Consider the following 25,558-nt stretch of genomic DNA (forward strand, 5'->3'; position numbering starts at 1 on the left):
CCTGCAGAAAGGGAGGACCAGACAGATGAGAACAGAACCCATACAAGATCAGTTGCGCCGTCCGATCCGTGATCTGCGGATTTCTGTAACAGACCGGTGCAATTTCAGGTGCTCCTACTGCATGCCCAAAGAGCTGTTCGGTGATGATTACGCCTTTCTTCCGTCCAATGAGCTGCTTACGTTTCCTGAAATGAACCGGTTGACCAGATTGTTCGTCTCTTTAGGAGTAACCAAAATCCGTCTTACAGGCGGCGAACCGCTGCTGCGGCGCGATCTCCCCGTACTGGTTGAAGATTTACGTACCATGGCAGGGGTAGAGGATATGGGATTGACGACCAACGGAGTCCTGCTGGGACAGCAGGCGAAGCCGCTATATGCTGCCGGACTGCGCAGGCTGAATGTCAGCCTGGATGCCCTGGACCCCGAATTATTCGGGCGAATGAATGGCCGGGGTTTAAAATCCGGGATTATTCTGCAAAACATTGAACATGCCGTAAACACCGGCTTTGAGGTTAAGGTGAATATGGTGGTGCAGCGGGGTGTCAACGAGACGGAGATCGAACCGATGGCCTGTTATTTCAAGGATAAGCGGATTACCCTGCGGTTCATTGAATTCATGGATGTCGGCAATGACAACGGCTGGAGCTTCAAGAAGGTTGTCACCAAAAAAGAAATCCTGGAGCGTCTCCAAAGCAGCTTCGAAATGGAAGCGCTGGGTCACAGTTACTTCGGTGAAGTTGCCGAGCGTTACAGATATATGGACAACGGGGCAGAGGTAGGCTTTATCACCTCTGTCTCGGAATCGTTCTGTTCCTCCTGTACGCGGGCAAGGCTGTCTTCCGACGGGAAATTCTACACCTGCCTGTTTGCTTCCGATGGCCTGGATCTTAGAACAATGCTCCGCAGCGGAGCGGATGATGAAACGCTGCTGAAAGCAATCCGGACGGTGTGGGAGCAGCGGAGTGACCGTTATTCTGATGAGCGGACAGAGCAGACTGCCCGCAGCAGAACAAAGATCGGCATGTCCTATATCGGAGGCTGATTTAAAGAAAGGGCTTTCAACTGTTGATGGAGCCCGATTGAAGATCGTTCTTGGCCGACTCGAAGTTACCTGAACCCACCCGGCGGCGGATTTCTTCTTCGACATGTTACCCATAATCTGCTATCCGTAAAACATATAAATGAGACAGGAGACGAATTGTACCTATGAACGGAGCCCAGCTGCTGATTCAGATGCTGATCGAAAAAGATGTGGAGACGATATTCGGATACCCGGGCGGTGCCGTACTGCCCTTGTATGATGCGCTATATGATTGTGACAGGATTGAGCATGTGCTGGTCCGGCATGAGCAGGCGGCGGTTCATGCGGCGGATGGCTATGCCCGGGCGACCGGACTCACCGGTGTAGCGCTGGTTACCAGCGGTCCGGGGGCAACCAATGCCGTAACCGGGATCGCTACGGCGTTTATGGATTCTGTTCCGCTGATTGTGTTTACCGGTCAGGTATCGACGGAGCTGATCGGCCTGGACAGCTTTCAGGAAGTGGATATTTACGGGATGACGATGCCGATCACCAAACATAATTATATTGTAAGGGAAATCGCTGACCTGCCAAGAATAATACATGAGGCCTTCTATGTGGCGGCAACCGGACGGCCCGGTCCGGTTCTCATCGACTTACCCAAGAATGTAATGAATGCGGAGGTTCCAGACTGTCTTTATAACGCTGAAACGCTGAATCTGCCGTATATCCGCGGGTATCAGCCGGACCATTCCATCGCGCAGGCTGACATTCAGCTGGCAGCAGAGCAGCTCAGCGGCGCGAAACGGCCGCTGATCCTGATCGGCGGCGGATGCATGACAGATAATACGCCTGCACTGGTCCGGTCTTTTGCCGAGCAGTACCATCTGCCAGTGGCCAGCACACTGATGGGCCTGGGCGCTTTCCCGTCCGGGCATCCTCAACATCTGGGCATGGTCGGGATGCACGGCAGCGTCGCTGCCAACCGCGCGCTGCAGAGCGCTGATGTAGCGCTGTGCCTCGGCGTCCGGTTCAGCGACCGGGTCACGGGCAACCGCAAAGCCTTCTCGCCGGATTCCTATAAAATCCAGGTGGATATTGATACATCCGAGCTGAACAAGAACATTCAGATTGATCTGGCCATTACCGGCTCATGCGGCGAGATGCTGGAACGGTTAACAGGGAATGTACATCCAGCTGAATTTTGGGAGTGGGAACAGCAGATTCAGGCCTGGCGCAGCCGTTCGGCAAAAGCGAAACGCAAAGCAGAGCAGAAGCTGGCCCCGCAGGAAGTGATCGCCTGTCTTCAGAATGCCTCAGCCGGCGATGCGATCATCTCAACAGATGTTGGCCAGCATCAGATCTGGACAGCAACCCATTATCCATTTACCCGGCCGCGTTCTTTCCTGACCTCAGGCGGGCTTGGTACGATGGGATATGGCCTGCCGGCGGCAATCGGGGCTGCTGTTGCCTATCCGGACCGGACGGTCGTCTGTATTACAGGGGACGGAAGCATTCAGATGAATATGCAGGAGATGATGACAGCGGTCGATCTGGGTCTGAATGTCAAGGTCGCTATTTTCAAAAACGGCTATCTTGGCATGGTAAGACAGTGGCAGCAGCTGTTCCTCGGCAAACGGTACTCATCGGTACGGATCAGCTCGCCTGATTTTGTCGCCCTGGCCAAATCCTTCGGCGCGCACGGCTTCCGGGCACGTACCCTTGATGAGGCAGAGCAGATCATTGATCTGGCGCTTCAAACAGAAGGACTCGTGATTATGGAATTCGATATTACCGAGGAGACAAATGTGTATCCGATCGTTCCGCCGGGATCAAGCAATCAGGATATGATTGTCGAATAGTCTTTTATAGTAGACAATAGTCTATTGAATGGTACATAAAAAGGATGCTTTTCTATCGGAACACCGATAGAGAAGCATCCTTTTACATTGTTTCAGGCCGGGACTCCCTAGAAGTAAAACACCAGCACGGCAACGTACAGCATGACCGAAAAACCAATCTCAGTGATACCGGTACGTTTGACTGTAATCCCCGTCTTCGGCAGAATAGCGGCCCGGAGGAGCAGGATCAGCAGAGGAACAAAGAGCGAAGGGAACAGCAGCAGGCCTGCCGCGGCAAGCAGCAGATGATAGACAACGGATACATAATAATAGCGGACATTGTTCCGTTCCCGGATAATCGTCTTGACATACAGTGCAGTCCCGGTGAAGTACAGGGCGGATAAGAGGAACAGCTCCGTCGCCGTCCGCCAGCTCTCTCCCTGTCCGACATAGAAGACCGGATAAATAATCAGGGAAAAGGCGATGATCGCTGAGATGTCGTTGACCAGGGCGCGTTCATTTTTTGTTTTGGCAAAATAGAGATTAACAGCAAAGAGCGGCAGCAGCGGAAGCACGAACCAGATCAGCTGAGGCTCGGCGATAACCAGATAAACAACAAACGGGATCAGCAGCAGCCCGTACAGCTTGATCGGCTTGGCGTAACGCTGGAATTTCCCGGTCTTGACCCCCTGCAGCAGCGGGAAGCTGAACAGATAGATCAGCAGCCAGCAGATGAACAGCGGAATATGTATGGCTTTTCCTGCAGATGATGCAATTCCGAACAGAAAGGGAAGGATCAGCATGGCCCAGGCGCCGTGCTGGTTCGGTATAAACTTCCTCATGTTAATATCTCCTCCTACGGCAAGCTATCATGAAATGGCTGTATTAAATTAGCCTCAGTTTATTATACCTTCTGTCATGACAGCGCTATAGTGACCGCAGACACAACCGCATTTTGCTGTAATTAATTGTTTGCAATTTATCCATTGACACAGAGGGCGATCCCTCCTTTATCGACGCAAATCACATCCTATGTTATTATGATACCCTGATAACGTGTTAACGAACTAAAGCGCGTGTGGACACTTTAATTTTACTAGGGGGATAAGAGAGATGAGACGCAAGGGACTATGGATTTTATTAACAGTAATGATTATAGCGGTGATCGCAGGCTGCTCCGGATCAGGAAATGATGATAATAAGCTGGTTATCGGAATTGATGATAAGTTCGCGCCGATGGGCTTCCGTGACGAGAACAATGAGATTGTCGGCTTCGATATTGACTACGCCAAGGCTGCTGCCGAAAAAATGGGCAAAGAGGTGACCTTCCAGCCAATCGACTGGTCGGCCAAGGAATCCGAGCTGAACAGCGGACGTATCGACATGATCTGGAACGGATATACGATTACCGATGAGCGCAAGGAAAAGGTACTGTTCACCAAACCTTACCTGGAAAACAGCCAGGTGGTAGTTGTGCTTGCCGATTCTCCCCTGACTACACTTACTGATCTTGCCGGCAAGGAGCTGGGACTTCAGAGCCTGTCGTCCGCAGCAGACGCACTGGGTGCCAGCCCGATTAAAGCAGAGGTTGCCGGTGTATCCGAGTTCCCGGACAACGTGCTTGCCCTGACGGATCTGAAATCAGGACGCCTTGACGGTGTAGTTATTGATGAAGTGGTAGCCAGATATTACATGTCCCTTGAGCAGAATACATACAAGCTGCTGGATGAATCTCTTGCCCCTGAGCAGTACGGTATCGGAATCAAGAAGGACAATCAGGCTTTACTGGATGAGCTGCAGAAGGCGCTTGATGAGCTGAGCAGTGACGGCACAGCCGCTGAAATCTCTACCAAATGGTTTGGCGAAAATAAAGTATTGAACTAGATAGTTTCCTTTAGGAGTCGGTTACTGAAATGAGTATTGATTATATTATCCAGATTGCCGGGCCGATGCTGGAGGGGGCACGTACAACAGTGCTGCTGTTCCTGATCGTCATCGTCCTGTCCATCCCGCTCGGGATGCTGGTCACACTAATGGCCAAGAGCCGGATGAAGCCGCTGGCCTGGCTGGCCCATACTTATATTTATGTTATGCGCGGCACCCCGCTGCTGCTGCAGCTGTTGTTCTTCTGCTTTGGACTGCCGCAGATTCCGGTTATCGGCGAATATCTGGTCATGGACCGTTTTGCCGCAGCTGCCCTCGGCTTTATCCTGAATTATGGAGCCTATTTCGCAGAAATTTTCCGCGGCGGCCTGCTGTCCATTGATAAAGGACAGCATGAGGCGGCCAAGGTACTGGGTCTCAGTAAATGGCAGACACTGCGCAAGGTCATTCTCGCCCAGATGTTCCGGGTTGCCCTGCCGGCGGTGGCGAATGAGTCGATTACGCTGGTTAAAGACACAGCGCTGCTCTATGCTGTAGCCGTACCGGAGCTGCTGAATTATGCCAAGACAGCAGTGAACCGTGATTTCACAGTGACTCCGTTTGTTGTGGCAGGAATCATCTATTTGCTGATGACACTGGTGCTGACGCTGTTCTTCAAACTGCTGGAGAAACGTTTCAAATTTGAGTAGAAGGGCTGTCCGATTATGAGCAGTATTATTGAAGTGAAACAATTACAGAAATCCTTCGGCAGCCTGGATGTGCTGAAGCAAATTACTTTTGAAGTTAATCCCGGCGAGGTTGTGGCCGTGATCGGGCCTTCCGGCTCCGGTAAAAGCACCATGCTGCGCAGTCTCGTGCATCTGGAGGAGATCACCGGAGGAAGTATTTTCATCCACGGCAAAACGCTGGCCGAGAACGGTAAATATGCCGGCACAGCGGAGATAAGGGACATTACCGCGACGATGGGGATGGTGTTCCAGCATTTTAACCTGTTTCCGCATCTGACGGTACGGGGGAATCTGGAGCTGGCTCCCCGAACCTTGAAGCGGGAGAGCAGCCAGGTTATTTCAGCCAGAAGCATGGAGCTGCTCACCAAGGTAGGGCTGGCTGACAAGGCGGATGTCTATCCGTCCATGCTGTCAGGCGGGCAGAAGCAGCGGGTGGCGATTGCCAGAGCGCTGATGCTGAACCCGGACATTCTGCTGTTTGACGAACCGACCTCGGCGCTCGATCCCGAGCTCACAGGCGAGGTGCTGAAGGTCATCCGCCAGCTGGCCGAGGAGCATATGACGATGATCATCGTAACCCATGAGATGAACTTTGCCCGCGATGTGGCAGACCGGGTCTTCTTTATGGATAACGGGGAGATCGCCGAATCCGGCACGCCGGATCAGATCTTCGGCAATCCGAAGCTGGAGCGGACCCGGACTTTTTTGAAACAGGAGTAGTAGAGTACGGATAGAGTAGAGTGCATAGCGTATGCTATGCACTTTTTGTTATTTTCTGTATGAATGAACATGCATTGTTTTGACAGAGAGCACCGGGAATGAGAAAATGGGATTTCGGGACAGTAGCAGGAATGCATTCCAGTTTCTTCTGCTGCAGAAATTTGTTCTTTTGGAGGCTTAACATGAATCAGCGTTTTCGTATTACCCGTTCGATGCAGGAGGATAATGCCGCAGAGGCGATCTCCCTGGAGGAATGCAAACAGTACTTTGCACAGAGAGCTGACTTTGCTTATTCGCAGACTTTTACCGTTAAAGGGCCGGAAAGCATCATGACTATTGAGGGAGATTTCTTCATGTGGAATTCTGGAGAAGCGGAAATTCCTTTCCGGCTGTATTCCGGAGATCTTTATGTAGCGGTATCCGCAGAAGCAGTTGTACCTTTAATGATTGAGATTGCTACGGATCTTCAGGCGGATATTGTCGAAGGATAGGGTTACAGGGTTATCATCTACTTTTAGCGCAATTTATATATTTACTAAGGAGACTACTATGCAGCCGATACAACCACAATACATACAGTCACGGATTAATGAATTACTCGGCCGTGATCTGTATCTTCATCTTGAGCTTACCTCTGGCGCGTATGCCAATCATCTGGACAGCAGCCGTCATCCGGCGTCCGCTTTTATCAGCAATGCGGTTATCCGTTACACACAGGGCTCCATTTCCGGCACAGGACCTTACCGTGTCGGGTTAAAAACAGGACAGGGATGGATTTACGCCGAGGGCCTAACCCATATCGATGAGCAGGATACACAGCGCCTTATACTGGCCGGCCATGACAGCCAGGGCAAGCTGGTTGTTGCCCTGCAGCTGAGTCTGGAGGCATTCTGATGAACATGGAGGAACAGACTATCGTGAGTACAAATCAAACGGGCACGCGGCGTATTCTGGTCGTGCTCCCGCATCCGGATGACGAGTCCTTTGTGGCAGCAGGAACATTAGCCAAATATATTGCAGAAGGTGTGCAGGTTACCTTTGCCTGTCTGACGCTTGGTGAAATGGGCAGGAATATGGGGATCCCGCCTTTTGCGAACCGTGTTACCCTGCCGGCGATCCGCAAGCTGGAGCTGGAAGCCTCCTGCCGGGCAATCGGTATTCAGGACCTGAGAATGCTGGGATTCCATGATAAGATGATTGAATTCGAGGATCAGGAGCTGCTGGATAAAACAATTATGTCTTTACTCCAGGAGCTGCAGCCGGAGCTGGTGATCACCTTCTATCCCGGCTACAGCGTGCATCCCGACCATGATGCAACCGGAGCCGCTGTAATCCGCACCATCGGACGGCTTGATGCGGAAGAGCGGCCGGTTGTACTCTGCAGCGCCTTTTCCAGCAATCATGAACAAATGATCGGCAGAGCGGATGTCACGGTAGACGTTACGGCATTCCTTGTCTCAAAAATGGCTTCCATTCAGGCGCACCGTTCGCAGTTTCAGGCAGCGGAGCTTGTAGGCAGCCGGGTTCTGACTGAGGAAGAAATCCGCAGCCGTTACGGCACAGAGCAATTTTGGACTTACCGGTTCAATTAAGGTTATTTGGATACAGGCAGACTGGAAGTCTGGGGCTCATATTGGCTCCAGGGTACAAGATTCTCCATTATCACGGCCAGTATAACGCCAACTACCAGACCGTTAGAAGCGACTGGAATCAGCAGCGGCGGGAAGTCTGCAAAAGCAGCGGCCGGGATATTCATAATCCCGATTCCGGTCAATACCGGGAGAGCGACACGATAGATCGTTTTGGAATTGAGCGCCGTGCGGCCTAAGGTATTCAGCGCTGTGCCAAACATCTGCAGGTAGGCGACAAACAGCACTGCGCTGCCGACAGACATCGGGAGCATTGCCAGCCAGCTGCTCAAAGCCGGAATGAGGCCGACCAGCATAAGCAGGGCGGCACCGATCATCAGCGCGGAACGGCGCAGCACCTTCGTATTCTCCAGAAATCCGATAGAGGAGGCGAACGTGCCGAACGGGATCAGCCCAAAGCAGGCGCCAACCACCGAAAACAGATTGGTGAACAGCAGCGAGCGGATATACTGTTTCTCTGTGGCCTGCTGCTGATACAGTTTATCAGCAGCCAGCAGGCTGGTTAACGTGTTGGTCATATTGACAAGCCCGGCAAGCAGGCCGACCATGACGATACCCGGCACAAAGGTTGGCCTGCCCCAGGGCATCCATTGCCAGACAGCTGTACTTTCCGCTGATGGTGTCCCGATGCTTCCGGAGCTGCCGAAACAGATGACATAGGCGATCCAGCCGGCTATGATCCCAAGGAGCAGGGAGAACTGGCTGAGCTTGCCTTTAGCCTTCAAATGGATAAAGGAAACAAACAGAATGATGACGAGCGACAGTCCGGCAAGCTGCAAATCCCATTTGCCGCCGGCACTGTAGCCGATCATGCCTTTGAAAAAAGTATTGGCCAGCTGAAAAGTAAGCAGCAGCAGATAGATCCCCATTACCGCCGGGGTGAACAGGCGCTGCAGCACTTTAAGGAAGCCGAGCATAGCAAGCAGGCTTCCGATAACGCCTGCCAGCAGAAATCCGCCGGTCAGGCTTGCTGCTACGGATGCAGGATTCATGCCCATTGCAGGAGCTGAGGAGACAATACCGAGCACCAGCCCCCACCAAATACCTGCCGGACCGTCCATTAGGGCGTAACGGTGTCCCCATAAAGCTTGAACAATACATAACAGGCCGGTCAGAATAAAGGACCGCTGCATAGATGCAGTAATGTCACCTGCGTTCATTCCCAGTGCATGACCCACGGACAGGGGGACCAGCACTGTATTGGTAAACAAAAAGAAAAGCCACTGCACGCCTGCGGGCAATAAGCTCAGGTTGTCTTTGTACTTGTTCCACTTCATGATGTCTATACCAGCTTTCTGCGTAAGTTTACATAAGCATGGTATCATGGAGTGAGCTATATGAATAATATTATAATTGTAGCAAAAGTATATGAAAAACATATACAAAAGATAAAAAGGAGGAGCTGAGCCTATGGATATCAGGCAGCTGCGCTATTTTATTGCCCTTACAGAGGAACGTCAGGTCACCTCTGCAGCGCTTAAGCTGCATATGTCCCAGCCTCCGCTGAGCCAGCAGCTTAAGCTGATGGAGACTGAACTGGGTGTGCCGTTGTTTCACCGCAACGGCCGGCAGCTGGAATTGACTGCTGCCGGCAGAACGCTATATGAGCATGCCCTGACAATAACCCGCTTGATGGATGAAGCGAAGGCAGAGACCCGTGAAAGCGGGCAGGGAATCCGCGGGAAGCTGTCCATCGGGATTAATACCTTGTCCGATTCCCGTCTGCCCGGTGCGCTCAGCCAGTTCAGGGAAAAGTATCCGAAGGTAACCTTCAAAATCCAGCAGAATGAAACGAACATGCTGATCCAGCTGGTCCAGAACAAGACGGTTGATCTGGCTATTGTCCGGCTGCCGATTGATCTGGAGGACTTTGACTGTCTGATGCTTGGAGATGAGCCCTTGTATTTTGTTACCGGCGATGGAGGTTCCGGCACCATTACCCGGACAGAGGAAAAGGTATCTTACGAAGCTATCGCGGGATACCCGCTGCTCCTTCCGAGTACAGAGGGACTGGGTCTCTACAATCTGATTCTTGAGCATTTCCGCTCCCGGGGGCTGTCCCCGCGCATTATCGGAGAATGCTCTGACATAGGAATGCTCATTGAGCTGGTATCTTCCGGGTTCGGCGCGTCAATTCTGCCGGAGACTTCACTGGGCAGGCATTCCAGCCGGGGCATCCGCTATTCCCGGATCGACGATCCCCATACCGTATCCAGCTCAGCCGTAATCTGGCTAAAGCAGCCGTTTCTGAGCAAAGCAGCCGTGAACTTTATCGAAATCATGCGCGCAGGCGCTGCCGGTTCATCAAGATCAGCAGAATTGCGATAATTGTAAGCACCAGGGCAAGCGAACGCAGACCGCCGGAGCTGAGCCGCCCGCCCATGACGAGGCCTGTCAGCAGTGAGGACAGGATGGTCCCGAAATACCTTGATGTGTTGAACACACCGGAAGCAACGCCGATGATTTCTTGCGGAGAGCTTTGAAACAGGGCGGCCTGCAGGCCGACACCGCTCAGGCCGTTGCTTATGCCGAAAGCGGCCAGTGCTATGCATACGCCGGCAACCGGCGAGCTTTCGTTCATCATTACCAGCCAGAGGGAGCCAAACATCATCAGCAGAGCAGACAGCATAAGAGCCGGTCCCGGACCTGAGCGGTCGACCCACCGCCCTGCAACCGGAGCCGCTGCGAGCGAGCACAGGCCGAGACTGAGCATCAGAATGCCCGTATGGAAGACACTGACCTCACGCACCGTCTGTAAATAGGAGGGCAGCCCGAAGAACAGCGCATAAAACAGCACGTTAACCAGCATGTACTCCACATTGACCCGGGTCATTGCCGGGTAGCGGGCAAAGGTGCGTAGCGGAATGAAAGGTGAAGCTGATCTCAGCTCTTGTATTACAAATAGGGTAAGCAGTGCGAGTCCGGCCAGCGTCGTAAGGATCTGCCATAACGCGGCGGCTCCGGTTGATTTAAAGGACAGTACACCCAGAAGCAGAGCTGTCAGCCCGGCTGCAAACAGTACAATCCCCTTAACGTCGAGAATTTCCAGCCATTTGGATAGTGGCAAGCCTTTAACCGGAGACTCCTCCGGGGTATCCTCAGGAATCCACCTCCACGCGAACAAAAAACCGGCAGCTGTAAAAGGAATATTGACCCAGAAAATAGCCTCCCAATCCCACCAGCCGATAATTACGCCCCCGATAAAAGGACCGACTGCCGCAGCGCCTGACAAAAAGACGGACAGGACAGACAGGGCGGCAGCCTGGTTCTCCTTGATATGGACCCGCACAATGGCCATGCCGACCGCTACCATCATACTTGTTCCTATGGACTGGATAATCCGGCAAACAATCAGCCAGCCAAACCCCGGCGAGAAGGGAGCCAGTATGGAGGCTGCGAATGCAACCACAAGCCCGGCAAGGAAAATACGGCGGCGGCCGAACAAATCACTGGCTTTGCCCATGACCGGTTGGGCGACACTGCTGGCTATATAAAAGGCAAAAACAACCCAGGATACAGCAGTATAGTCAAGCCGGTACACCTCCTGAAGTCTGGCTAATGCAATAGAAATCATTGAAGAGTTCAACGGATTCAGCAGAACCCCTAAACCTACCGCTATTAATAACCATCTGTTACGGTTTTTCATGTCAGCTTCCTCCTTAATAATGAAAGTAATGTTATCGTAAATGAAATCTGATATTTACTCCAATGCATTTTATGTTATGATTTCATTGACTATAAGGAATGAATGGAGGCGCTATGGAGCTTCTGCAACTACAATATTTCGTAACAGTAGCCCGGCTTGAGCATGTAACGGAGGCTGCACAAAGCCTGCATGTTACACAATCCTCGCTGAGCAGAACCATTGCCCGGCTGGAGGAGGATCTTGGTGTCCCGCTCTTTGACCGGAACGGCAGGCGGCTGAAGCTGAATGATTACGGCAGCAGATTTCTGCAGCGTGCCGAGCGTGCCTTATTTGAGTTAGCCCAGGGCAGGCAGGAGCTGGAATCGCTGTCCAGCCTTGAGCCGGATACGCTGGAGCTCGCAGTGACGGCGGCAAGTGCGCTTCCTAATATTCTGCAGGCCTTCCGCCAAAAGCGGCCGGATGTTCATTTTCATGTACAAATGCTGACCACCCGCGAGATGACTGACTGTCTATTAAGGGGTGAAGTGGACTTCTGCCTGTCCTCACCATCCTTTGCAGCGGAGGAGATTGAGACACGGATTGTTTGCAATGACCCGCTTCTGCTTGCTGTTCCGAAAGGGCACCGCCTGGCAGGCCGGTCTGTAATAGCCTTGGCTGAGCTGGAGGAGGAATGGTTTGTAGGTGTCAAAAAGGGGTATGGAACCCGTGATCTGGCTGATTCCGTTTGCAGGGCAGCGGGATTTACTCCGCGTTATGTGTACGAGGGGGATGAGCCTTCAAGGCTGATCCAGCTGGTAGAAGCAGAAATCGGCATTGCCTTTATTCCCGGAACGGCCAAGGATTCGCGCGGTGCGGTCAGCTATCTGCAGGTGGATAACGGCCGGCTGGTGCGGGAAATTGCTCTGCTGTGGCATAAAGGACGTTATCTTTCGCCGGCAGCCTGTGATTTCCGTGAGGTTGTATTCGGATATTTTGCCGGATTGCAGTAGGTGTATAAGCCTGATAGTTAAATTATTATTAAGCAGGTGGTGTAGATAGTGGACAAGACAGTGGATCAGCATATTTATGTCCGTTTCCCCGAGGAGGCGGATGCAGCAGTGTTAACGGATATTTACAGGCGTAACCGGGCATTTTTCGAGATGTACTCACCTAATGCCATAGACGATTTTTATACAGAGGAATATCAGCATCAGCTGATCGTGAACAGTAAGTCCGACCGCGAGACAGACAGGAGGTATGACTTTGTAATATGCCACCGGGATGACGGGCGGATTATCGGCAGTATCGGGCTGTCTTTTGTTGCGAGAGGCGCACTGCAGAGCTGTATGATCGGCTACAGTCTGGATCAGGAGTTTAACGGCCGGGGTTACATGACTGAAGCGGTTAAAATAGTCGTGCAATATGCCTTTGAGGAGCTGAAATTTCACCGGATTACCGGTGAGGTATCCCCCAAGAATCCCGGTTCGATCCGTGTCCTGGAAAAAGCCGGGTTCCACAAGGAAGGCATCGCCATCCGTAATGTGAGGATTAACGGTGTGTGGGAGGATCATCAGGTGCTGGCCATTCTGAATCCCGCTGATTAAATCTGACCGGATTTCTATTGGCCGTAAATGGTACAATAGCAATGTCAGCTTTAACTAACACCAACCGGAGGGATGCTTAACATGAGCGGGTCTAACCAGGAGTATATCGTCATTTCAGGTGCTAGGGAAAATAACCTCAAAAATGTATCACTGCGCATTCCCAAACGGAAAATAACCATTTTCACCGGGGTATCCGGCTCAGGTAAATCCTCGATTGTCTTTGATACGATTGCCTCTGAATCCTCACGGCTGCTGAATGAGAACTTCAGCATGTTTGTGCGCACCTTTCTGCCCAAATTTCCGCAGCCGGATACAGACGCTATTGAGAACCTGAGTATGGCGGTCATCGTGGACCAGAAACGGCTGGGCGGAGGCTCCCATTCCACGCTGGGTACGATTACCGATATTTCGCCGATTCTGCGTCTGCTGTTCTCCCGGGTGGGCCAGCCGCATATCGGCGGACCGAACATGTTCTCCTTCAATGACCCGCAGGGGATGTGCCTTGAATGCAGCGGCATTGGCCGCAGGCTTGGTGTCGATATGGACAAGGCGCTGGATCTCTCGAAGTCGCTGAATGAAGGCGCTATTCTGCTGCCGGATTATTCAGTGGGCGGATGGGAATGGAATATGATTGTCCAGGCCGGGGATTTCGATCTTGATAAGAAGCTTAGTGACTATCCGGAAGCGGAGCTTGACCAGCTGCTGTATGCCAAAGCCAGAAAAGTAAAGATGGATTTCGCCGGCAAAGCGACTAATATAACCGTGGAAGGCGTCATGGAAAAGTTTGCGGGCAAATATATCAGACAGGATGTCAAAATGAAGTCCGAGCGCACCCAGAAGATGGTCGCCCCGTTCATTACTGAAGGAATCTGTCCAAGCTGCCATGGGGCAAGACTTAGCCAGGCGGCACTGGGTTGCCGGATCAACGGTTACAACATTGCTGAGCTGTCTTCGATGGAGGTCAGCGGGTTGATCCGTACTATCCAAGAGATCAGTGATCCGGCTGCAGCGCCGGCCGTCAAATCGCTGAGTGAACGGCTGCAGCATCTGGTTGATATCGGTCTTGATTACCTGACGCTGGACCGGGAAACAGATACCCTGTCCGGCGGCGAATCGCAGCGGGTCAAGATGGTGAAGCATCTCAGCGGCAGCCTTGTCGATGTCACTTATATCTTCGATGAGCCGAGCGTCGGCCTGCATCCCCGTGACGTACACCGCCTGAACGAGCTGCTGCAGAAGCTGCGCGATAAAGGCAACACGGTAATTGTTGTCGAGCATGATCCCGATGTGATCAAGGTAGCGGATTATATCTTTGATGTCGGGCCGCATGCCGGAAGCCGCGGCGGCAGCATTGTTTATGAAGGCAGCTACGCGGGCCTGCTGGATTCAGGAACCTTAACAGGTACGCACCTGAAGCGCCCGCTGCAATTAAAACAGCAGCACAGGCAGGCATCCGGCATGCTGCCGGTCAAGAATGCCTCTCTGCATAATCTGCAGAATGTGTCTGTCGATATCCCTGCCGGAGTGTTAACGGTAGTTACCGGGGTTGCCGGATCGGGTAAAAGCACACTGATTAACGATGTTTTTCTGAGCCGGCATCCCGAGGCGATTGTGATCGACCAGTCAGCGATCGGCGTCTCCACCCGCTCCAATCCGGCCACCTATACCGGCATTATGGACGATGTGCGCAAAGCGTTTGCTTCAGCCAACAAGGTCAGTCCCGGCCTGTTCAGCTTCAACTCCAAAGGAGCCTGCGAGAACTGTCAGGGGCTGGGTGTGGTCTATGCCGACATGGGCATCCTGGATACGGTGAAGCTGCCCTGCGAGGTATGCGGCGGCAGACGCTTCAAAGAGGAGGTCCTTGCTTACACGCTGAACGGCCGGTCGATTGCCGAAGTGCTTGAGATGACGGTGGAGCAGGCACTGGAGTTCTTTGAGCTGAAGGAGGTAGGGCGCAAGCTGCAGGCGCTGAGTGATGTCGGGCTGACCTACATCACGCTCGGCCAGCCGCTCAGCACCCTGTCAGGCGGGGAATGCCAGCGGATCAAGCTGGCCAGTGAGCTGCACAAGCAGGGCAGTATCTATGTGATGGACGAGCCGACGACCGGGCTGCACATGTCCGATATCGGGCATTTGCAGGAGATTATGGACCGGCTTGTAGACGCTGGGAACACCGTGATCGTCATCGAGCATAACCTGGAGGTCATCAGCCAGGCTGACTGGATCATCGATATGGGCCCTGACGGCGGCAGCCGGGGCGGACAGGTGGTGTACGAAGGTACGCCTGACCGGATTAAGGAAGCCGCAGATTCAATTACAGGTAAGTACTTGAATTAAGATAGACCGGATAACCCCATCTGAACCGCCTGTTTCCGCTGGCGGCTCAGGTGGGGCTATTTTGCACCGGCATAACGGTGATTATAGCTGCTCTTTTAGAATGAAGTGGATTTATGACGCCTAACTTCAGGAAATTAGAGCCAATACAACTATTAGGTTTAAAAATGACATCTATTTCAGGTAATATCTGGCCCTGGACGTTATTTGGGTAGAAATAAGTATCCTTTTTCCAACTAACTCTCCAAAAGTGGGGATCTTCAAAGAATTAGATGCCGATTTTCCACTTAATCAGATTGAAAGAGAAGCTTGTTATTCTATATAGTGAAAATATTCACAAATCGGGCTTCAGATCATTGCAAATCCGGATGAACATATATTATGATGAATATAGCACATTACAGAAATACATTTATAAAAGTCGGAGGATTTGTACAATGGCTACGCAACGCTTGAACAGCATGGAAGTCAAAAAAATAAACCGGAACGCCATCTATCGTTACCTCTATAATAATCCTTCGACTTCCATTCAGGAGATTGCCTCGGCAGTGAACCTGAGTCTTCCGACTGTTACCCAGAATCTCAAAGAGCTTCAGGAACGCGAGCTGATTATTGAGACAGGGCTGTTCGAATCCACGGGGGGACGGAAAGCAAAGGCCATGGCCTGCAACAATACAGCTAAATTCAGCATCGGGCTGGATGTGACCCGGAACCATGTCGGGATCGTCGCCATTGATCTCAGCGGGAGAATCGTCAAGAATATCCGCCATCAGTATCCCTTTAACAATACAAAGACGTACTTTCTGGGTGTAGGCGGGCTGGTGGAGGATTTTATAGCCGATTGTGCTATTGAACCCGGCAAAATCCTCGGCGTCGGCATTGCACTTCCGGCCATTCTTGAAGCCGGCCGCCAGACGGTTAGCTATGCCACGGTTATTGATTTTCAGGGCGGAAATGTCCGGCAGTTCGCGGAGCATATCCCTTACGAATGTGTATTAAGTAACGATGCCAATGCAGCAGGCTTCGCCGAGCTGTGGAGGGAGCAGGATCTCAATAATGTTGTCTACCTCTCGCTTAACAACAGTGTAGGCGGCTCAATCATTGTCGATAACCAGATTTACACCGGCCAGAATCACCGCAGCGGTGAATTCGGCCATATGACTATTGTACCCGGCGGCCGTACCTGCTATTGCGGACAGAAGGGCTGTGTCGATGCATATTGCTCAGCCCGCATCCTCTCGGATAGCACACAGGGCAGCATTTCTGAATTTTTTGAACTTTTGCGCGCCGGTCATGAGCCGCAGAAGACGCTCTGGGAAGAATATCTGGTCTATCTGGTGGTGGCAATCAACAACCTGCGGATGCTCTACGATTGCGATGTGATCCTGGGCGGCTATGCCGGCGCTAATATGGAAGAACACATCGATACCCTGCAGGAGCTAGTGGCCCGGAAGAACACCTTTGAAGCAGACGGATCTTACTTGAGGGTATGCAAATACAAACTTGAGGCTACGGCGGTAGGCGCTGCACTGGAGCTTGTTGCCGGATTTATCGATAACATCTGATGACATCAAGATGAAATCCTGTCTATTATTAAATCTTTATAGTCCCAGCAACTACAGATACATACCGGAATGACGGTAGGTCTGCAGAGGTTGGGGCTTTTTTGGCCAATTTTTCCGGTATATTTGAATCCGCTTACATACTTTTTGAATTTCTGTTGACTTCAAATCAATTACGGCTATAATCTTCTTTAGGTTGTTTTATAAAAGTACATTACTTAAGGTTTCGGCAATCAAAATAACCTTCCATTATGAATTTGGGATGAATATATCGCATTGCTTGAGAAAGCCGAAGCCTTAAAGTAACTGGCTAATTCCGGGAGGAGAAATCAGAATGAAGAACAGAGCTTTTTATATGACAGGGCTTAAGGAAATGGAAATGAGAGAAATAGAGATGCCGGTACCTGCTAAAGGCGAGGTTATCGTCAAACTGGACTATGTGGGCATCTGCGGCTCGGATGTGCATTATCTGGAGCATGGCCGGATCGGCGATTTCGTGGTCGAGGGGGATTTTATACTGGGTCATGAATGTGCAGGTGAAGTTGTACAGCTTGGATCAGGCGTGAAGCATCTGAAGGTCGGTGACCGTGTGGCGCTGGAGCCGGGAATTACCTGCGGCCAATGCGAATTCTGCAAAAGCGGAAAATATAATCTGTGTCCTGATGTCAAATTTCTGGCGACCCCGCCGTATCACGGCTGCCTGACGGATTATATCGCATTCCCGGAAAATATGGCGTTCAAGCTGCCGGACAACGTCTCCTCGGAAGAAGGAGCGCTGGTTGAGCCGTTGTCAGTAGGATTACATGCAGCAGCGCAGGGCGGTATCAAGCTGGGCGATCGGGTTGTGATCCTGGGTGCAGGGTGCATCGGTCTTGTAACTCTGCTGGCCTGCAAAGCCTTCGGGGCAACGGATATTGTCGTGGTCGATATTATCGAGAAACGCCTTGAAGCAGCCAGACGGCTCGGTGCTACACAGGTCATTAATGCGAAGCATGAGAATGTACTGGAGGTAATCGCTGGACTGACGGACGGGGCAGGAGTGGATAAAGTGATCGAAACGGCCGGCAGCGAGCATACGGTGAAGCAGACGCCATATCTGGTCAAACGCGGCGGCAGCATTGTACTTGTGGGCCTGGCGGCCAAGGATATCATAGATTTCGATTTCATGCAGATTATGTTCAAAGAGGCAGACATCAAGTCGGTTTTCCGCTACCGCAACCTGTATCCTGCTGCGATCGGCGCGATTGCTGACGGCAAAATTGATGTTAAAGGGATCGTTACGCATGAGTTCGGCTTTGAGGAATCGCAGAAGGCGTTTGATTTTGTCATCGATAACAAAGAAGAGGTAGTTAAGGCAGTCATCCGAATGGGATAATTCGTGCATCGTATAGTTGTTTATAAGACAACCCGGCCGTCGTAATGACGGTGCGGGCTTTTTTGTGCTGCAGCTTTAGCGGTTTGTAAAAGCATTGTAAAAATTTAAAATAATATTGACATTTTTCTCTGGGTTAAATATATTGTACCTAAGAATAAAAGTTTCACGAGGGAAACAAATGTTGTATAAAGACTAAATGTTAACCGTGAAGAAAATAGTTGCCCGCGTAAAAAAGGATGTGGGGGAAGTACATAAACCCATCGAGGAGACAGGAGACGATACTGTGATTGAGATTAAAGACCTGAATGTTGACTATTTCGGCAACCCGGTATTGGAAAACATCAATCTTGACATCCCCTTCGGCTATTCGGTCGGGATTATCGGGCCCAACGGGGCCGGCAAATCAACCTTTATCAAGGCACTGCTAGAAGTAGTCAGAAAGCGCAGCGGCAGTGTGAAGGTAGATGGCACCGCAATCTCCGGCTATAAGCGCAATATCGCCTATGTGCCGCAAAAAAATGATATTGACCTTACCTTTCCGATTACCGTGCGGAACACAGTGCTGACCGGCACTTACCCGGGCCTCAAGCTGTTCCGGCGTCCGGGCCGGAAAGAGCAGGAAACTGCCGAACGCTGCATGGCGATGGTGGATATCGCGGATCTCGCAAACCGGCAGATCAGCAATTTATCGGGGGGACAGCTGCAGCGGGTGTTTATTGCCAGAGCGCTGGCCCAGCAGGCCGATATCTTTTTCCTCGATGAACCGTTTGTCGGGATTGATCTTGTAAGTGAGACGATTATCGTTAAGCTGCTGAAGCAGCTGCGGGCTGAGGGCAAAACCATCCTCGTAGTCCATCATGATCTGCATGAGGTCGAAGACTATTTTGACAAAATTATGATCCTTAATAAAAAGCTGATTGCCTTCGGCGATGTAGGCGATACCTTCACCACCGAAAATATCCGCAGGGCGTATGGGGCTTCCCTTGGCAATGTGATCATCAAAGGGGCCGGAGGTGAGGCGAATGATTAGCATGCTGTCTGACTGGCTGGACATTCCCGTATATGCTCTGAATGCCGGATTGTCGGCAGTTATCCTGGGCATTGTATCGGGGGCGCTGGGCAGCTTTATTGTCCTCCGCAAAATGTCGCTGATGGGCGATGCCTTATCCCACGCCGTTCTTCCCGGAGTAGCGTTGTCTTATATCCTGGGCATCAACATTCTGCTGGGCGCATCACTCTTCGGCCTGTTGGCCGCCATATTGATTCAGTTCATAACCAGCCGCAGCAATATCAAAAGTGATACGTCGATCGGCATCATACTCAGCTCCTTTTTCGCGCTCGGCATTGTGCTCATTACCTTTGCCAAAAGCGGGCTCGACCTGACGCATATCCTGTTCGGCAACATTCTTGCAGTTCCGCAGTCTGAGCTTACCCAGTCTTTTATCATCATGCTGGTGGTCATTGCTATTATTACTTTGTTATACAAAGAGCTGCTGATCAGCTCATTTGATCCGGTGGTTGCCAAGGCTTACGGGCTGAAAACAGGCTTTTATCACTATCTGTTGATGATGCTGCTGTCTGTAGTTACTGTATCCTCGCTGTCGCAGGTCGGTATTGTGCTGGTTATCGCGATGCTGGTTATCCCGGCAGCCACCTCGTATCTGTGGACCAAAACGTTGTTTCACATGATTATGCTGGCCTCGGCGGTGGGTGCGGTCTCCGGGATAGCAGGTGTTATTGTAAGCTTCCGGTATAATCTGCCGACAAGTGCCACTATTGTGCTGGTAGGCATGGCCTTGTTTGCTGTTTCCTTTATCTTATCGCCAAAAAACAATTTCCTCGGGAAAGGATTGAAGACACGATGAAAAAAATGCTTCTGCTGCCGCTCTCACTGCTGCTTGCCGCCTGCTCTAACACTGCCGGTTCTAATACCAGCATCGGAGGGGAGAACGATAAGCTGCACATTGTAGCGACCTATTCGATCATTGCAGATATGGCTGAGAACATTGCCGGTGATAAAGCTGAAGTCTACAGCCTGGTGCCGGTCGGAACGGACCCGCATATGTATGATCCGCTGCCGGCTGATACCGGTAAAGTGTCGGATGCAGACCTGATTTTTTATAACGGCCTGAATCTGGAGACGGGAAAGGGCTGGTTCCAGGATCTGCTCGATGTGACGAATAAAACCGAAGCTGCGTTTGCCTTGAGTGAAGCAGTGACCCCGATCTATCTGACCGAAAAAGGCAAAGAATCACAGGTTGATCCCCATGCCTGGCTGGACATTCAGAATGCTATTAAATATGTAGACAGTATCACTAAGCAGGTGATTGCACAGGACCCTGACAACGAAGCGTATTACCTCGGTAATCAGGAGAAATACGTCAGCGAGCTGAACGAGCTGGATCAGTATGCAAAAGAGGCTGTAGGGCAGATTCCGGAGGATAAGCGTATTCTGGTCACAAGCGAAGGGGCATTTAAGTACTTTTCCCGGGCATACGGGCTGGAGTCCGCTTTTATCTGGGAGATCAATACCGACAGCCAGGGCACACCGGAGCAGATGAACCGGATTATCGGGATTATCGAAGACAATAGCATTCCGGCGCTGTTCCTGGAAACGAGTGTAAATCCCAAGACGATGGAGACCATTTCTGCAGAAACGGGCGTGCCGATCTACTCCAAAATCTTTACGGATTCCGTCGCCAAAGCAGGCGAAGAAGGGGATACTTACCTCGGGATGATGAAGTGGAACATAGATAAAGTCGTTGAAGGATTATCGGGGTTATAATAAATTACCTTTCATATGAAAAAACAAGACCGCGCGATATTTCATTGTGCGGTCTTGTTGCTATGAGCTCATGTGATCACAATATTCGAATAGCCGGCTGTAATGTTCAGTGAACCTGAAGTGGTGTCTGCCCAGATTCCGATATAACCTCCCGGCGGGACTGAGGCAATGTCGATATAATCCCCAATCAAAGGAACAGGGGTTGGACTGCTTCCGTTGGGGTTGAAGGAGGTATTGGTGATTCTGGTATTGGTGAAGGTCTGGCCGCCGTTAATGGACCGGGCCACAAATACATCCAGCAGGAAACCGTTAACCTGGTTACTGTAATAGATGATATTTACTACTCCGAGTAAAGGGTCAACATCAATGGCCGGGAAGAAATTCTGCGAGCCCGCGGGAGCACCTGTGATGCTGACCGGACTGGACCAGTTCGTTCCATTATTATCAGAGAAGGACATCAGGATGTCGGAATACCCCTGACGGAAATCCTGCCATACGGCATATACACGTCCGGTGTAAGGACTGATAGACCGGTCCGTCGATACATTGGCGAAGGTGAGTACCCGGAAAGCATATCCCGGCACTGGAAGCACCGTCGGAACAGGAATAATGGGAGAGACCAGAACCGGAGGACCAAAGGTTGAAGCCCCGTCCTGAGATACCCGGATAACAAACCGGAATGTCGGATTCACTGTAATCCAGGCGGCGTAGACATTACCGACCAGATCCACAGCCACATCAGGACGTTCCACCTGATCCGCATCACTTGACAGTAATATCGTCTGGTTCCATGTCGTTCCCCCGTCTTGGGAGCGGCTGAGGAATGCGGTTGAATTCCCGCCGTTGGCAACATTAAATTGGTGATTATAGGTGACATAGATATTGCCCAGATAGGGGCTGGACTGCCCTACATCAATCAGCACATTGGTCTCATCATTATTAATGTAGGTGCCGAAGCCCCTGTTTACAATCACAGGGGGGCTGAAGGTCACCCCGTTATCGGTTGAGGTATAGATGACTGTTGTTCCATCTGAAGCACCCGGGAACACATGGGCAGTTACAACAAAGGTATTCGGAAATCCGTAAGCAACATAGGGTGCTTCAGCTCCGGTGAACCCCGGAGGCAGCGGAAGCGTAGACGAAGTCCAGTTAGCCCCGCCATCGAGGGAGCGGTAAAGTCCGGTCTGGGGAGTTCCTGAAGTAGTATCTACTGCAACGGCAACCATGATCTGGGGAAACAGGAGGTTTATAGCGACGGCAGGCTCAAACTTCGCGAATACCCCGGAGGTGACCGCAAAATTGAAATTTGTCATTAGCCTACTCCTTTCCATAATTTTTTGCCCACTAGTATTGTATGGTCATTCACAGATTTAGAGTGTGCATAAAACCAGCTGATGAAAAACCCGCGAAACTCCCAAGTCTTCTGACTCAATCATCAGAAGTCTGCACGAATAGAATGATAGAAAACAGGAAGGGAGTGAAAGAAGATGCCTTATTCAACAGGAATCATCACGAATACCCGGGTAACCGGCACAGCGGCCAATTTTATAGCGGTCAGCTCCCGTAACTTGAGCAGTGCCACGGCTACAGTTGTAGTTGAAATCTTTGCAGTCCCTATGTCAACACTTACGCTGACTCCGATCTATGTCTCTAGCTATACCGTGCCCGCCTTTTCTGCAGATATAAGAGAATTCAATATCGCCGGTAACGTTGCATATGAGGTGCAGATTGACAATACCGATCCATTGTCGGTAGTTGCGTTTTCTTCCTACGGGATCGACGGTTCCGGAAATCTGGTCCTTGAACAGCGCGTGCTGCAGTCAGAGTTTACGGAAATTCCTGCTTTTTCGCTGCCAATCTAGGATAGCTTAGAACATTCTCTCTCCAGCGGATACTGTCATGCAGTTATGACGGTTCCGCTATTTTGCCATGTTTAGGGCGATTCACACAGGCAATCCGCTGATTCCGCAATAAACTAATAATAAAGCTGTTCAAAAAGGAGGAGGAAGGATTGGCGGATGTTGGAATTGTAATGCCTGTGTATATCCAGAATCTGGATTTCCTGCGGCTGGCGCTGGAGTCAGTATTAAAGCAGACATTCACCGGGTTCCGGCTTGTCGTTGTCATTGACGGAGCCATGGACATGGAACCTTTGGTAAGACAATTTACTGCCGGCGACCCGCGGGTGGCCATCATCTCTTATCCGGTTAACGCGGGTGTTGCCCATGCGCTGAATACCGGGTTTGATATTCTGTTTGAAGATCAGGAAATCAAGTACTTAACTTGGGTTTCCAGTGACAATATCTATGATGCAGGCTTTCTGGGGGTGCTGCGTACAGCCCTTGTTAAAGGTACACCGGAGCTAGGGCTTGTCTACAGCTCATTCAGAAGCATTGATAATGACGGAAATCAGCTGGATGATGAGCACAAGCTGGCGGCATTGCGGCAATATCAGGGGCAGTCAAAAGATAGGCTGCTGGAGTCTTCTATAATCGGCGTTTCATTTATGTACAAGGTGGAGCCTGCGCGAAAAACAGGCGGATACCGGATGCAGCCTGTAGAGGATTATGATTACTGGCTGCGGCTGGAGGAACATTGTGACATCCGGTTCCTGCCGGTAGAGCTGATGGACTACCGGGTTAACTCGTCCCATAGCGTCTCTGCCCAGTTAACCAGCAAGGAAAATCACCGCAATTGGAGATATGCCTTTCATCTGACCCGGCTGCAGGCCCGCAGCCGCCGTGGGATTCAGCCTGCTCTGACCATACTGTACCCTGTAGTGGCGCCTGATCCTCATCATGTTTATGCCCTAGAGAATATATATGAACAGACGTTCAGCAACTATATTTTCAAGGTTATTGATTTGTCGCCTGACAATCAGGCTGCAGCCGGGTTAGCAAACATTAGCCATCCCACTACAGAGTTTGTCTGGATGCCTGGAGCCACGGTAAAGAATTCGGTATACCGGATGCTGCTGGGGATAAAAACTCCTTACACCATGCTGTTCGGACCGGAGCTGTTTATCGCCTACATGGATGTGGAGTATCTGATGACAGGTCTAATAAAACACGGAGAGACCTCTATCTCCAATTACTACACGGAGGACCATTCGCAGATCGGTTACCGCAGCAGAGGCGTTCCCTCGGTAAAGCAAAAGCTAAATAACGAGCTGTTCAAAACCGAAGCGCTGCTTGAATTGTATCAGCTGAACATGATTCGAAATCGTGCAGAGAATGAGTGGTTGCGATGAAAATATTATTTACGTTTTACAATCCAAGCGGGGGGATGGAGACGTTAAACCGGATCCGTTGCGAAGCTTTAGCTGTACAGGGGATTGAGTGCCATCTGCTGTACACCCATCCGGGAGAAGGGCAGAAGAATATCCGGAACATTCCTGTCCACCTCATCCGCAGTGACGAAGCGCTTAAGAGTCTGCTTGCTGACCATACTTTTGATCTGATTGTAGTCTGCACTGATATTGAGCTGGCTGTAAGAATCCGTCAGCATGGCTATACCGGCCTGCTCGTTTTTGAACTCCAGGGGCTTGGACAGATCGATGAAGCCAGGGCAGTCGTTGCGGACTTCGCGGGCAGAATCAGGTTATATACCGATGCCCTGCTGTATCCGGAGACTGCGCATTTGCGCCAGCTGCTCCGGGAGTATCTGCCTGATATGCCGCATTACTGCTTCGATGATCCTGTCGGGCTTGCTAACTTTCAGTACGTAGCTTATCCTGCAAGAAAGTTCCCGGTACTTGCCTGGGTAGGAAGGCTGCAGGCCAACAAGAACTGGAAAGAGTTTCTGCAGATCGGACTACAGCTGCTGAAATATCAGCCCCAGTTGTATTTGTGGATGTTTCAGGATGATACGCTGTTTGACCCTGAGGAGAGAGCGGCCTTTGAGCAATTTGTTGCTGAGAAGGGTCTCGCCTCCAGACTGATCCTGTATTCCAATGTGCCGCATGAGCATATGGCGGATTACATGAGCATTATCGGAGATTCCGGGGGACTGCTATGCTCAACCTCAATCCTTGAGGGCTTCGGATACGCAGTTGCAGAAGCGATGCTGTGCCGCTGTCCGGTGCTGTCCAGTGACTCCGACGGGATCCGCCGGATGATTATCCATAATCAGACCGGAAAAATCTACCGGGTAGGCCAGATCTCCGAGGCTGTAACAGCCGCAGCCTCCCTGATGTTTGATCTGCCGATGAGGGCTTCAATCCGCAGGAAGGGGGAGCAGCATATCCGCCGCAATCTGTATCCGGAGCTGTATGTCTCCCGGTTCCTCCAGATGCACAAATCACTGGCTGCCAAGGCAAGACAGCGCCAGAACTAAAGCCAGCCACCCAGGATATGATCACCCTCTGCCAAGCGGATGCTTAGAGCAGGGGGTTGTTTGGTTATTAATAGCTATCACAAAATGTTATTGAC

24 protein-coding genes are annotated in these 25,558 nt (G+C 51.2%); 20 read left to right on the plus strand and 4 right to left on the minus strand.

Features of this window, described 5'->3' with window-relative positions; all coding sequences use genetic code 11:
- Nucleotides 1-25 precede the first annotated feature (25 nt).
- Together moaA and ilvB are read left to right on the plus strand one after the other, a co-directional pair.
- Nucleotides 26-1,042 carry a GTP 3',8-cyclase MoaA gene (gene moaA / locus NST84_RS14590; RefSeq protein ID WP_342566259.1) on the plus strand — a complete coding sequence of 339 codons (1,017 nt, stop codon included), beginning with the start codon at nucleotides 26-28 and terminating at the stop codon, nucleotides 1,040-1,042.
- Nucleotides 1,043-1,206: 164 nt separating this feature from the next.
- A complete protein-coding gene (ilvB, locus tag NST84_RS14595) occupies nucleotides 1,207-2,883 on the plus strand; it encodes a biosynthetic-type acetolactate synthase large subunit (RefSeq protein WP_342566260.1) in 1,677 nt (558 codons plus the stop codon).
- 107 nt (nucleotides 2,884-2,990) lie between these two features.
- Here the strand turns inward: ilvB and NST84_RS14600 are convergent, their stop codons facing one another.
- The gene (locus tag NST84_RS14600) at nucleotides 2,991-3,704 is read right to left on the minus strand and encodes a YwiC-like family protein (RefSeq protein ID WP_342566261.1); all 714 of its coding nucleotides are present in this window, start codon (nucleotides 3,702-3,704) and stop codon (nucleotides 2,991-2,993) included.
- A 271-nt stretch (nucleotides 3,705-3,975) separates the two neighbouring features.
- Here NST84_RS14600 and NST84_RS14605 point away from each other — a divergent pair, with 271 nt between their 5' ends.
- The 6 genes from NST84_RS14605 to bshB2 all read left to right on the plus strand — a co-directional run bounded on the left by NST84_RS14605 (nucleotide 3,976) and on the right by bshB2 (nucleotide 7,786).
- On the plus strand, nucleotides 3,976-4,746 hold the full coding sequence (locus NST84_RS14605; RefSeq protein ID WP_342566262.1) for an amino acid ABC transporter substrate-binding protein: 771 nt from the start codon (nucleotides 3,976-3,978) through the stop codon (nucleotides 4,744-4,746).
- A gap of 29 nt (nucleotides 4,747-4,775) precedes the next feature.
- Complete coding sequence (locus NST84_RS14610; RefSeq protein WP_342566263.1) at nucleotides 4,776-5,435, plus strand: amino acid ABC transporter permease; 660 nt, start codon at nucleotides 4,776-4,778, stop codon at nucleotides 5,433-5,435.
- Nucleotides 5,436-5,447: 12 nt separating this feature from the next.
- Nucleotides 5,448-6,194, plus strand: a complete 747-nt coding sequence (locus NST84_RS14615; RefSeq protein WP_342566437.1) for an amino acid ABC transporter ATP-binding protein — start codon at nucleotides 5,448-5,450, stop codon at nucleotides 6,192-6,194.
- A 182-nt stretch (nucleotides 6,195-6,376) separates the two neighbouring features.
- Nucleotides 6,377-6,685 carry a hypothetical protein gene (locus NST84_RS14620; RefSeq protein WP_342566264.1) on the plus strand — a complete coding sequence of 103 codons (309 nt, stop codon included), beginning with the start codon at nucleotides 6,377-6,379 and terminating at the stop codon, nucleotides 6,683-6,685.
- 58 nt (nucleotides 6,686-6,743) lie between these two features.
- Entirely contained in the window at nucleotides 6,744-7,088 is a 345-nt protein-coding gene (locus tag NST84_RS14625; RefSeq protein WP_342566265.1) for a YojF family protein, read from the plus strand.
- A complete protein-coding gene (gene bshB2, locus NST84_RS14630; protein WP_342566266.1) occupies nucleotides 7,088-7,786 on the plus strand; it encodes a bacillithiol biosynthesis deacetylase BshB2 in 699 nt (232 codons plus the stop codon). The genes NST84_RS14625 and bshB2 overlap by 1 nt, the downstream gene beginning before the upstream one ends.
- Nucleotides 7,787-7,788: 2 nt before the next feature.
- On the opposite strand, the gene NST84_RS14635 is transcribed toward bshB2, so the two are convergent.
- The gene (locus NST84_RS14635) at nucleotides 7,789-9,120 is read right to left on the minus strand and encodes a uracil/xanthine transporter (protein ID WP_342566267.1); all 1,332 of its coding nucleotides are present in this window, start codon (nucleotides 9,118-9,120) and stop codon (nucleotides 7,789-7,791) included.
- Nucleotides 9,121-9,253: 133 nt separating this feature from the next.
- On the opposite strand from NST84_RS14635, the gene NST84_RS14640 reads away from it, so the two are divergent.
- Nucleotides 9,254-10,171 carry a LysR family transcriptional regulator gene (locus tag NST84_RS14640; RefSeq protein WP_342566268.1) on the plus strand — a complete coding sequence of 306 codons (918 nt, stop codon included), beginning with the start codon at nucleotides 9,254-9,256 and terminating at the stop codon, nucleotides 10,169-10,171.
- Here NST84_RS14640 and NST84_RS14645 read toward each other — a convergent pair.
- Nucleotides 10,122-11,489 (minus strand): MFS transporter, encoded by a 1,368-nt coding sequence (locus tag NST84_RS14645; RefSeq protein ID WP_342566269.1) that lies wholly within the window; start codon nucleotides 11,487-11,489, stop codon nucleotides 10,122-10,124. The two genes, NST84_RS14640 and NST84_RS14645, sit on opposite strands and share 50 nt — an antisense overlap.
- 113 nt (nucleotides 11,490-11,602) lie before the next feature.
- Here NST84_RS14645 and NST84_RS14650 point away from each other — a divergent pair, with 113 nt between their 5' ends.
- From NST84_RS14650 to NST84_RS14685, 8 genes are all read left to right on the plus strand, one after another.
- Entirely contained in the window at nucleotides 11,603-12,478 is an 876-nt protein-coding gene (locus tag NST84_RS14650; RefSeq protein ID WP_342566270.1) for a LysR family transcriptional regulator, read from the plus strand.
- 48 nt (nucleotides 12,479-12,526) lie between these two features.
- Nucleotides 12,527-13,072, plus strand: coding sequence for a GNAT family protein (locus NST84_RS14655; protein ID WP_342566271.1), 546 nt, complete (start codon nucleotides 12,527-12,529; stop codon nucleotides 13,070-13,072).
- Between the two features lie 81 nt (nucleotides 13,073-13,153).
- Nucleotides 13,154-15,409, plus strand: a complete 2,256-nt coding sequence (locus tag NST84_RS14660; protein ID WP_342566272.1) for an excinuclease ABC subunit UvrA — start codon at nucleotides 13,154-13,156, stop codon at nucleotides 15,407-15,409.
- A 434-nt stretch (nucleotides 15,410-15,843) separates the two neighbouring features.
- Entirely contained in the window at nucleotides 15,844-16,971 is a 1,128-nt protein-coding gene (locus NST84_RS14665; RefSeq protein WP_342566273.1) for an ROK family transcriptional regulator, read from the plus strand.
- 331 nt (nucleotides 16,972-17,302) lie between these two features.
- Entirely contained in the window at nucleotides 17,303-18,343 is a 1,041-nt protein-coding gene (locus NST84_RS14670; RefSeq protein ID WP_342566274.1) for an NAD(P)-dependent alcohol dehydrogenase, read from the plus strand.
- A gap of 283 nt (nucleotides 18,344-18,626) precedes the next feature.
- The gene (locus NST84_RS14675) at nucleotides 18,627-19,373 is read left to right on the plus strand and encodes a metal ABC transporter ATP-binding protein (protein WP_342566275.1); all 747 of its coding nucleotides are present in this window, start codon (nucleotides 18,627-18,629) and stop codon (nucleotides 19,371-19,373) included.
- Between the two features lies 1 nt (nucleotide 19,374).
- Nucleotides 19,375-20,208 carry a metal ABC transporter permease gene (locus tag NST84_RS14680; RefSeq protein WP_342566438.1) on the plus strand — a complete coding sequence of 278 codons (834 nt, stop codon included), beginning with the start codon at nucleotides 19,375-19,377 and terminating at the stop codon, nucleotides 20,206-20,208.
- Nucleotides 20,205-21,128 (plus strand): zinc ABC transporter substrate-binding protein, encoded by a 924-nt coding sequence (locus NST84_RS14685; RefSeq protein ID WP_342566276.1) that lies wholly within the window; start codon nucleotides 20,205-20,207, stop codon nucleotides 21,126-21,128. The genes NST84_RS14680 and NST84_RS14685 overlap by 4 nt, the downstream gene beginning before the upstream one ends.
- Before the next feature lie 68 nt (nucleotides 21,129-21,196).
- On the opposite strand, the gene NST84_RS14690 is transcribed toward NST84_RS14685, so the two are convergent.
- Nucleotides 21,197-22,441: a sialidase family protein gene (locus NST84_RS14690; RefSeq protein ID WP_342566277.1), complete on the minus strand. Its 1,245-nt coding sequence runs from the start codon at nucleotides 22,439-22,441 to the stop codon at nucleotides 21,197-21,199.
- A 174-nt stretch (nucleotides 22,442-22,615) separates the two neighbouring features.
- Between NST84_RS14690 and NST84_RS14695 the strand changes: the two genes are divergently transcribed.
- The 3 genes from NST84_RS14695 (at nucleotide 22,616) to NST84_RS14705 (ending at nucleotide 25,463) form a co-directional block, all read left to right on the plus strand.
- Nucleotides 22,616-22,990, plus strand: a complete 375-nt coding sequence (locus NST84_RS14695; protein ID WP_342566278.1) for a hypothetical protein — start codon at nucleotides 22,616-22,618, stop codon at nucleotides 22,988-22,990.
- Nucleotides 22,991-23,139: 149 nt separating this feature from the next.
- A complete protein-coding gene (locus tag NST84_RS14700; RefSeq protein WP_342566279.1) occupies nucleotides 23,140-24,378 on the plus strand; it encodes a glycosyltransferase in 1,239 nt (412 codons plus the stop codon).
- Entirely contained in the window at nucleotides 24,375-25,463 is a 1,089-nt protein-coding gene (locus tag NST84_RS14705) for a glycosyltransferase family 4 protein (protein WP_342566280.1), read from the plus strand. The genes NST84_RS14700 and NST84_RS14705 overlap by 4 nt, the downstream gene beginning before the upstream one ends.
- Nucleotides 25,464-25,558: the final 95 nt, after the last annotated feature.

Origin of the sequence: Paenibacillus sp. FSL R7-0345 (genome assembly GCF_038595055.1) — a bacterium.
Lineage (GTDB): Bacteria > Bacillota > Bacilli > Paenibacillales > Paenibacillaceae > Paenibacillus_AQ.

What these genes read in the sequence shown, in the direction of transcription:
- NST84_RS14695 (WP_342566278.1), top strand. Translation starts at nt 22,616, where the DNA reads ATGCCTTATTCAACAGGAATCATCACGAATACCCGGGTAACCGGCACA.
- NST84_RS14685 (WP_342566276.1), top strand. Translation starts at nt 20,205, where the DNA reads ATGAAAAAAATGCTTCTGCTGCCGCTCTCACTGCTGCTTGCCGCCTGC.
- bshB2 (WP_342566266.1), top strand. Translation starts at nt 7,088, where the DNA reads ATGAACATGGAGGAACAGACTATCGTGAGTACAAATCAAACGGGCACG.
- NST84_RS14645 (WP_342566269.1), bottom strand. Translation starts at nt 11,489, where the DNA reads ATGAAAAACCGTAACAGATGGTTATTAATAGCGGTAGGTTTAGGGGTT.
- NST84_RS14640 (WP_342566268.1), top strand. Translation starts at nt 9,254, where the DNA reads ATGGATATCAGGCAGCTGCGCTATTTTATTGCCCTTACAGAGGAACGT.
- NST84_RS14650 (WP_342566270.1), top strand. Translation starts at nt 11,603, where the DNA reads ATGGAGCTTCTGCAACTACAATATTTCGTAACAGTAGCCCGGCTTGAG.
- NST84_RS14625 (WP_342566265.1), top strand. Translation starts at nt 6,744, where the DNA reads ATGCAGCCGATACAACCACAATACATACAGTCACGGATTAATGAATTA.
- NST84_RS14660 (WP_342566272.1), top strand. Translation starts at nt 13,154, where the DNA reads ATGAGCGGGTCTAACCAGGAGTATATCGTCATTTCAGGTGCTAGGGAA.
- NST84_RS14620 (WP_342566264.1), top strand. Translation starts at nt 6,377, where the DNA reads ATGAATCAGCGTTTTCGTATTACCCGTTCGATGCAGGAGGATAATGCC.
- NST84_RS14605 (WP_342566262.1), top strand. Translation starts at nt 3,976, where the DNA reads ATGAGACGCAAGGGACTATGGATTTTATTAACAGTAATGATTATAGCG.
- moaA (WP_342566259.1), top strand. Translation starts at nt 26, where the DNA reads ATGAGAACAGAACCCATACAAGATCAGTTGCGCCGTCCGATCCGTGAT.
- ilvB (WP_342566260.1), top strand. Translation starts at nt 1,207, where the DNA reads ATGAACGGAGCCCAGCTGCTGATTCAGATGCTGATCGAAAAAGATGTG.
- NST84_RS14705 (WP_342566280.1), top strand. Translation starts at nt 24,375, where the DNA reads ATGAAAATATTATTTACGTTTTACAATCCAAGCGGGGGGATGGAGACG.
- NST84_RS14690 (WP_342566277.1), bottom strand. Translation starts at nt 22,441, where the DNA reads ATGACAAATTTCAATTTTGCGGTCACCTCCGGGGTATTCGCGAAGTTT.
- NST84_RS14680 (WP_342566438.1), top strand. Translation starts at nt 19,375, where the DNA reads ATGCTGTCTGACTGGCTGGACATTCCCGTATATGCTCTGAATGCCGGA.
- NST84_RS14665 (WP_342566273.1), top strand. Translation starts at nt 15,844, where the DNA reads ATGGCTACGCAACGCTTGAACAGCATGGAAGTCAAAAAAATAAACCGG.
- NST84_RS14600 (WP_342566261.1), bottom strand. Translation starts at nt 3,704, where the DNA reads ATGAGGAAGTTTATACCGAACCAGCACGGCGCCTGGGCCATGCTGATC.
- NST84_RS14670 (WP_342566274.1), top strand. Translation starts at nt 17,303, where the DNA reads ATGAAGAACAGAGCTTTTTATATGACAGGGCTTAAGGAAATGGAAATG.
- NST84_RS14610 (WP_342566263.1), top strand. Translation starts at nt 4,776, where the DNA reads ATGAGTATTGATTATATTATCCAGATTGCCGGGCCGATGCTGGAGGGG.
- NST84_RS14635 (WP_342566267.1), bottom strand. Translation starts at nt 9,120, where the DNA reads ATGAAGTGGAACAAGTACAAAGACAACCTGAGCTTATTGCCCGCAGGC.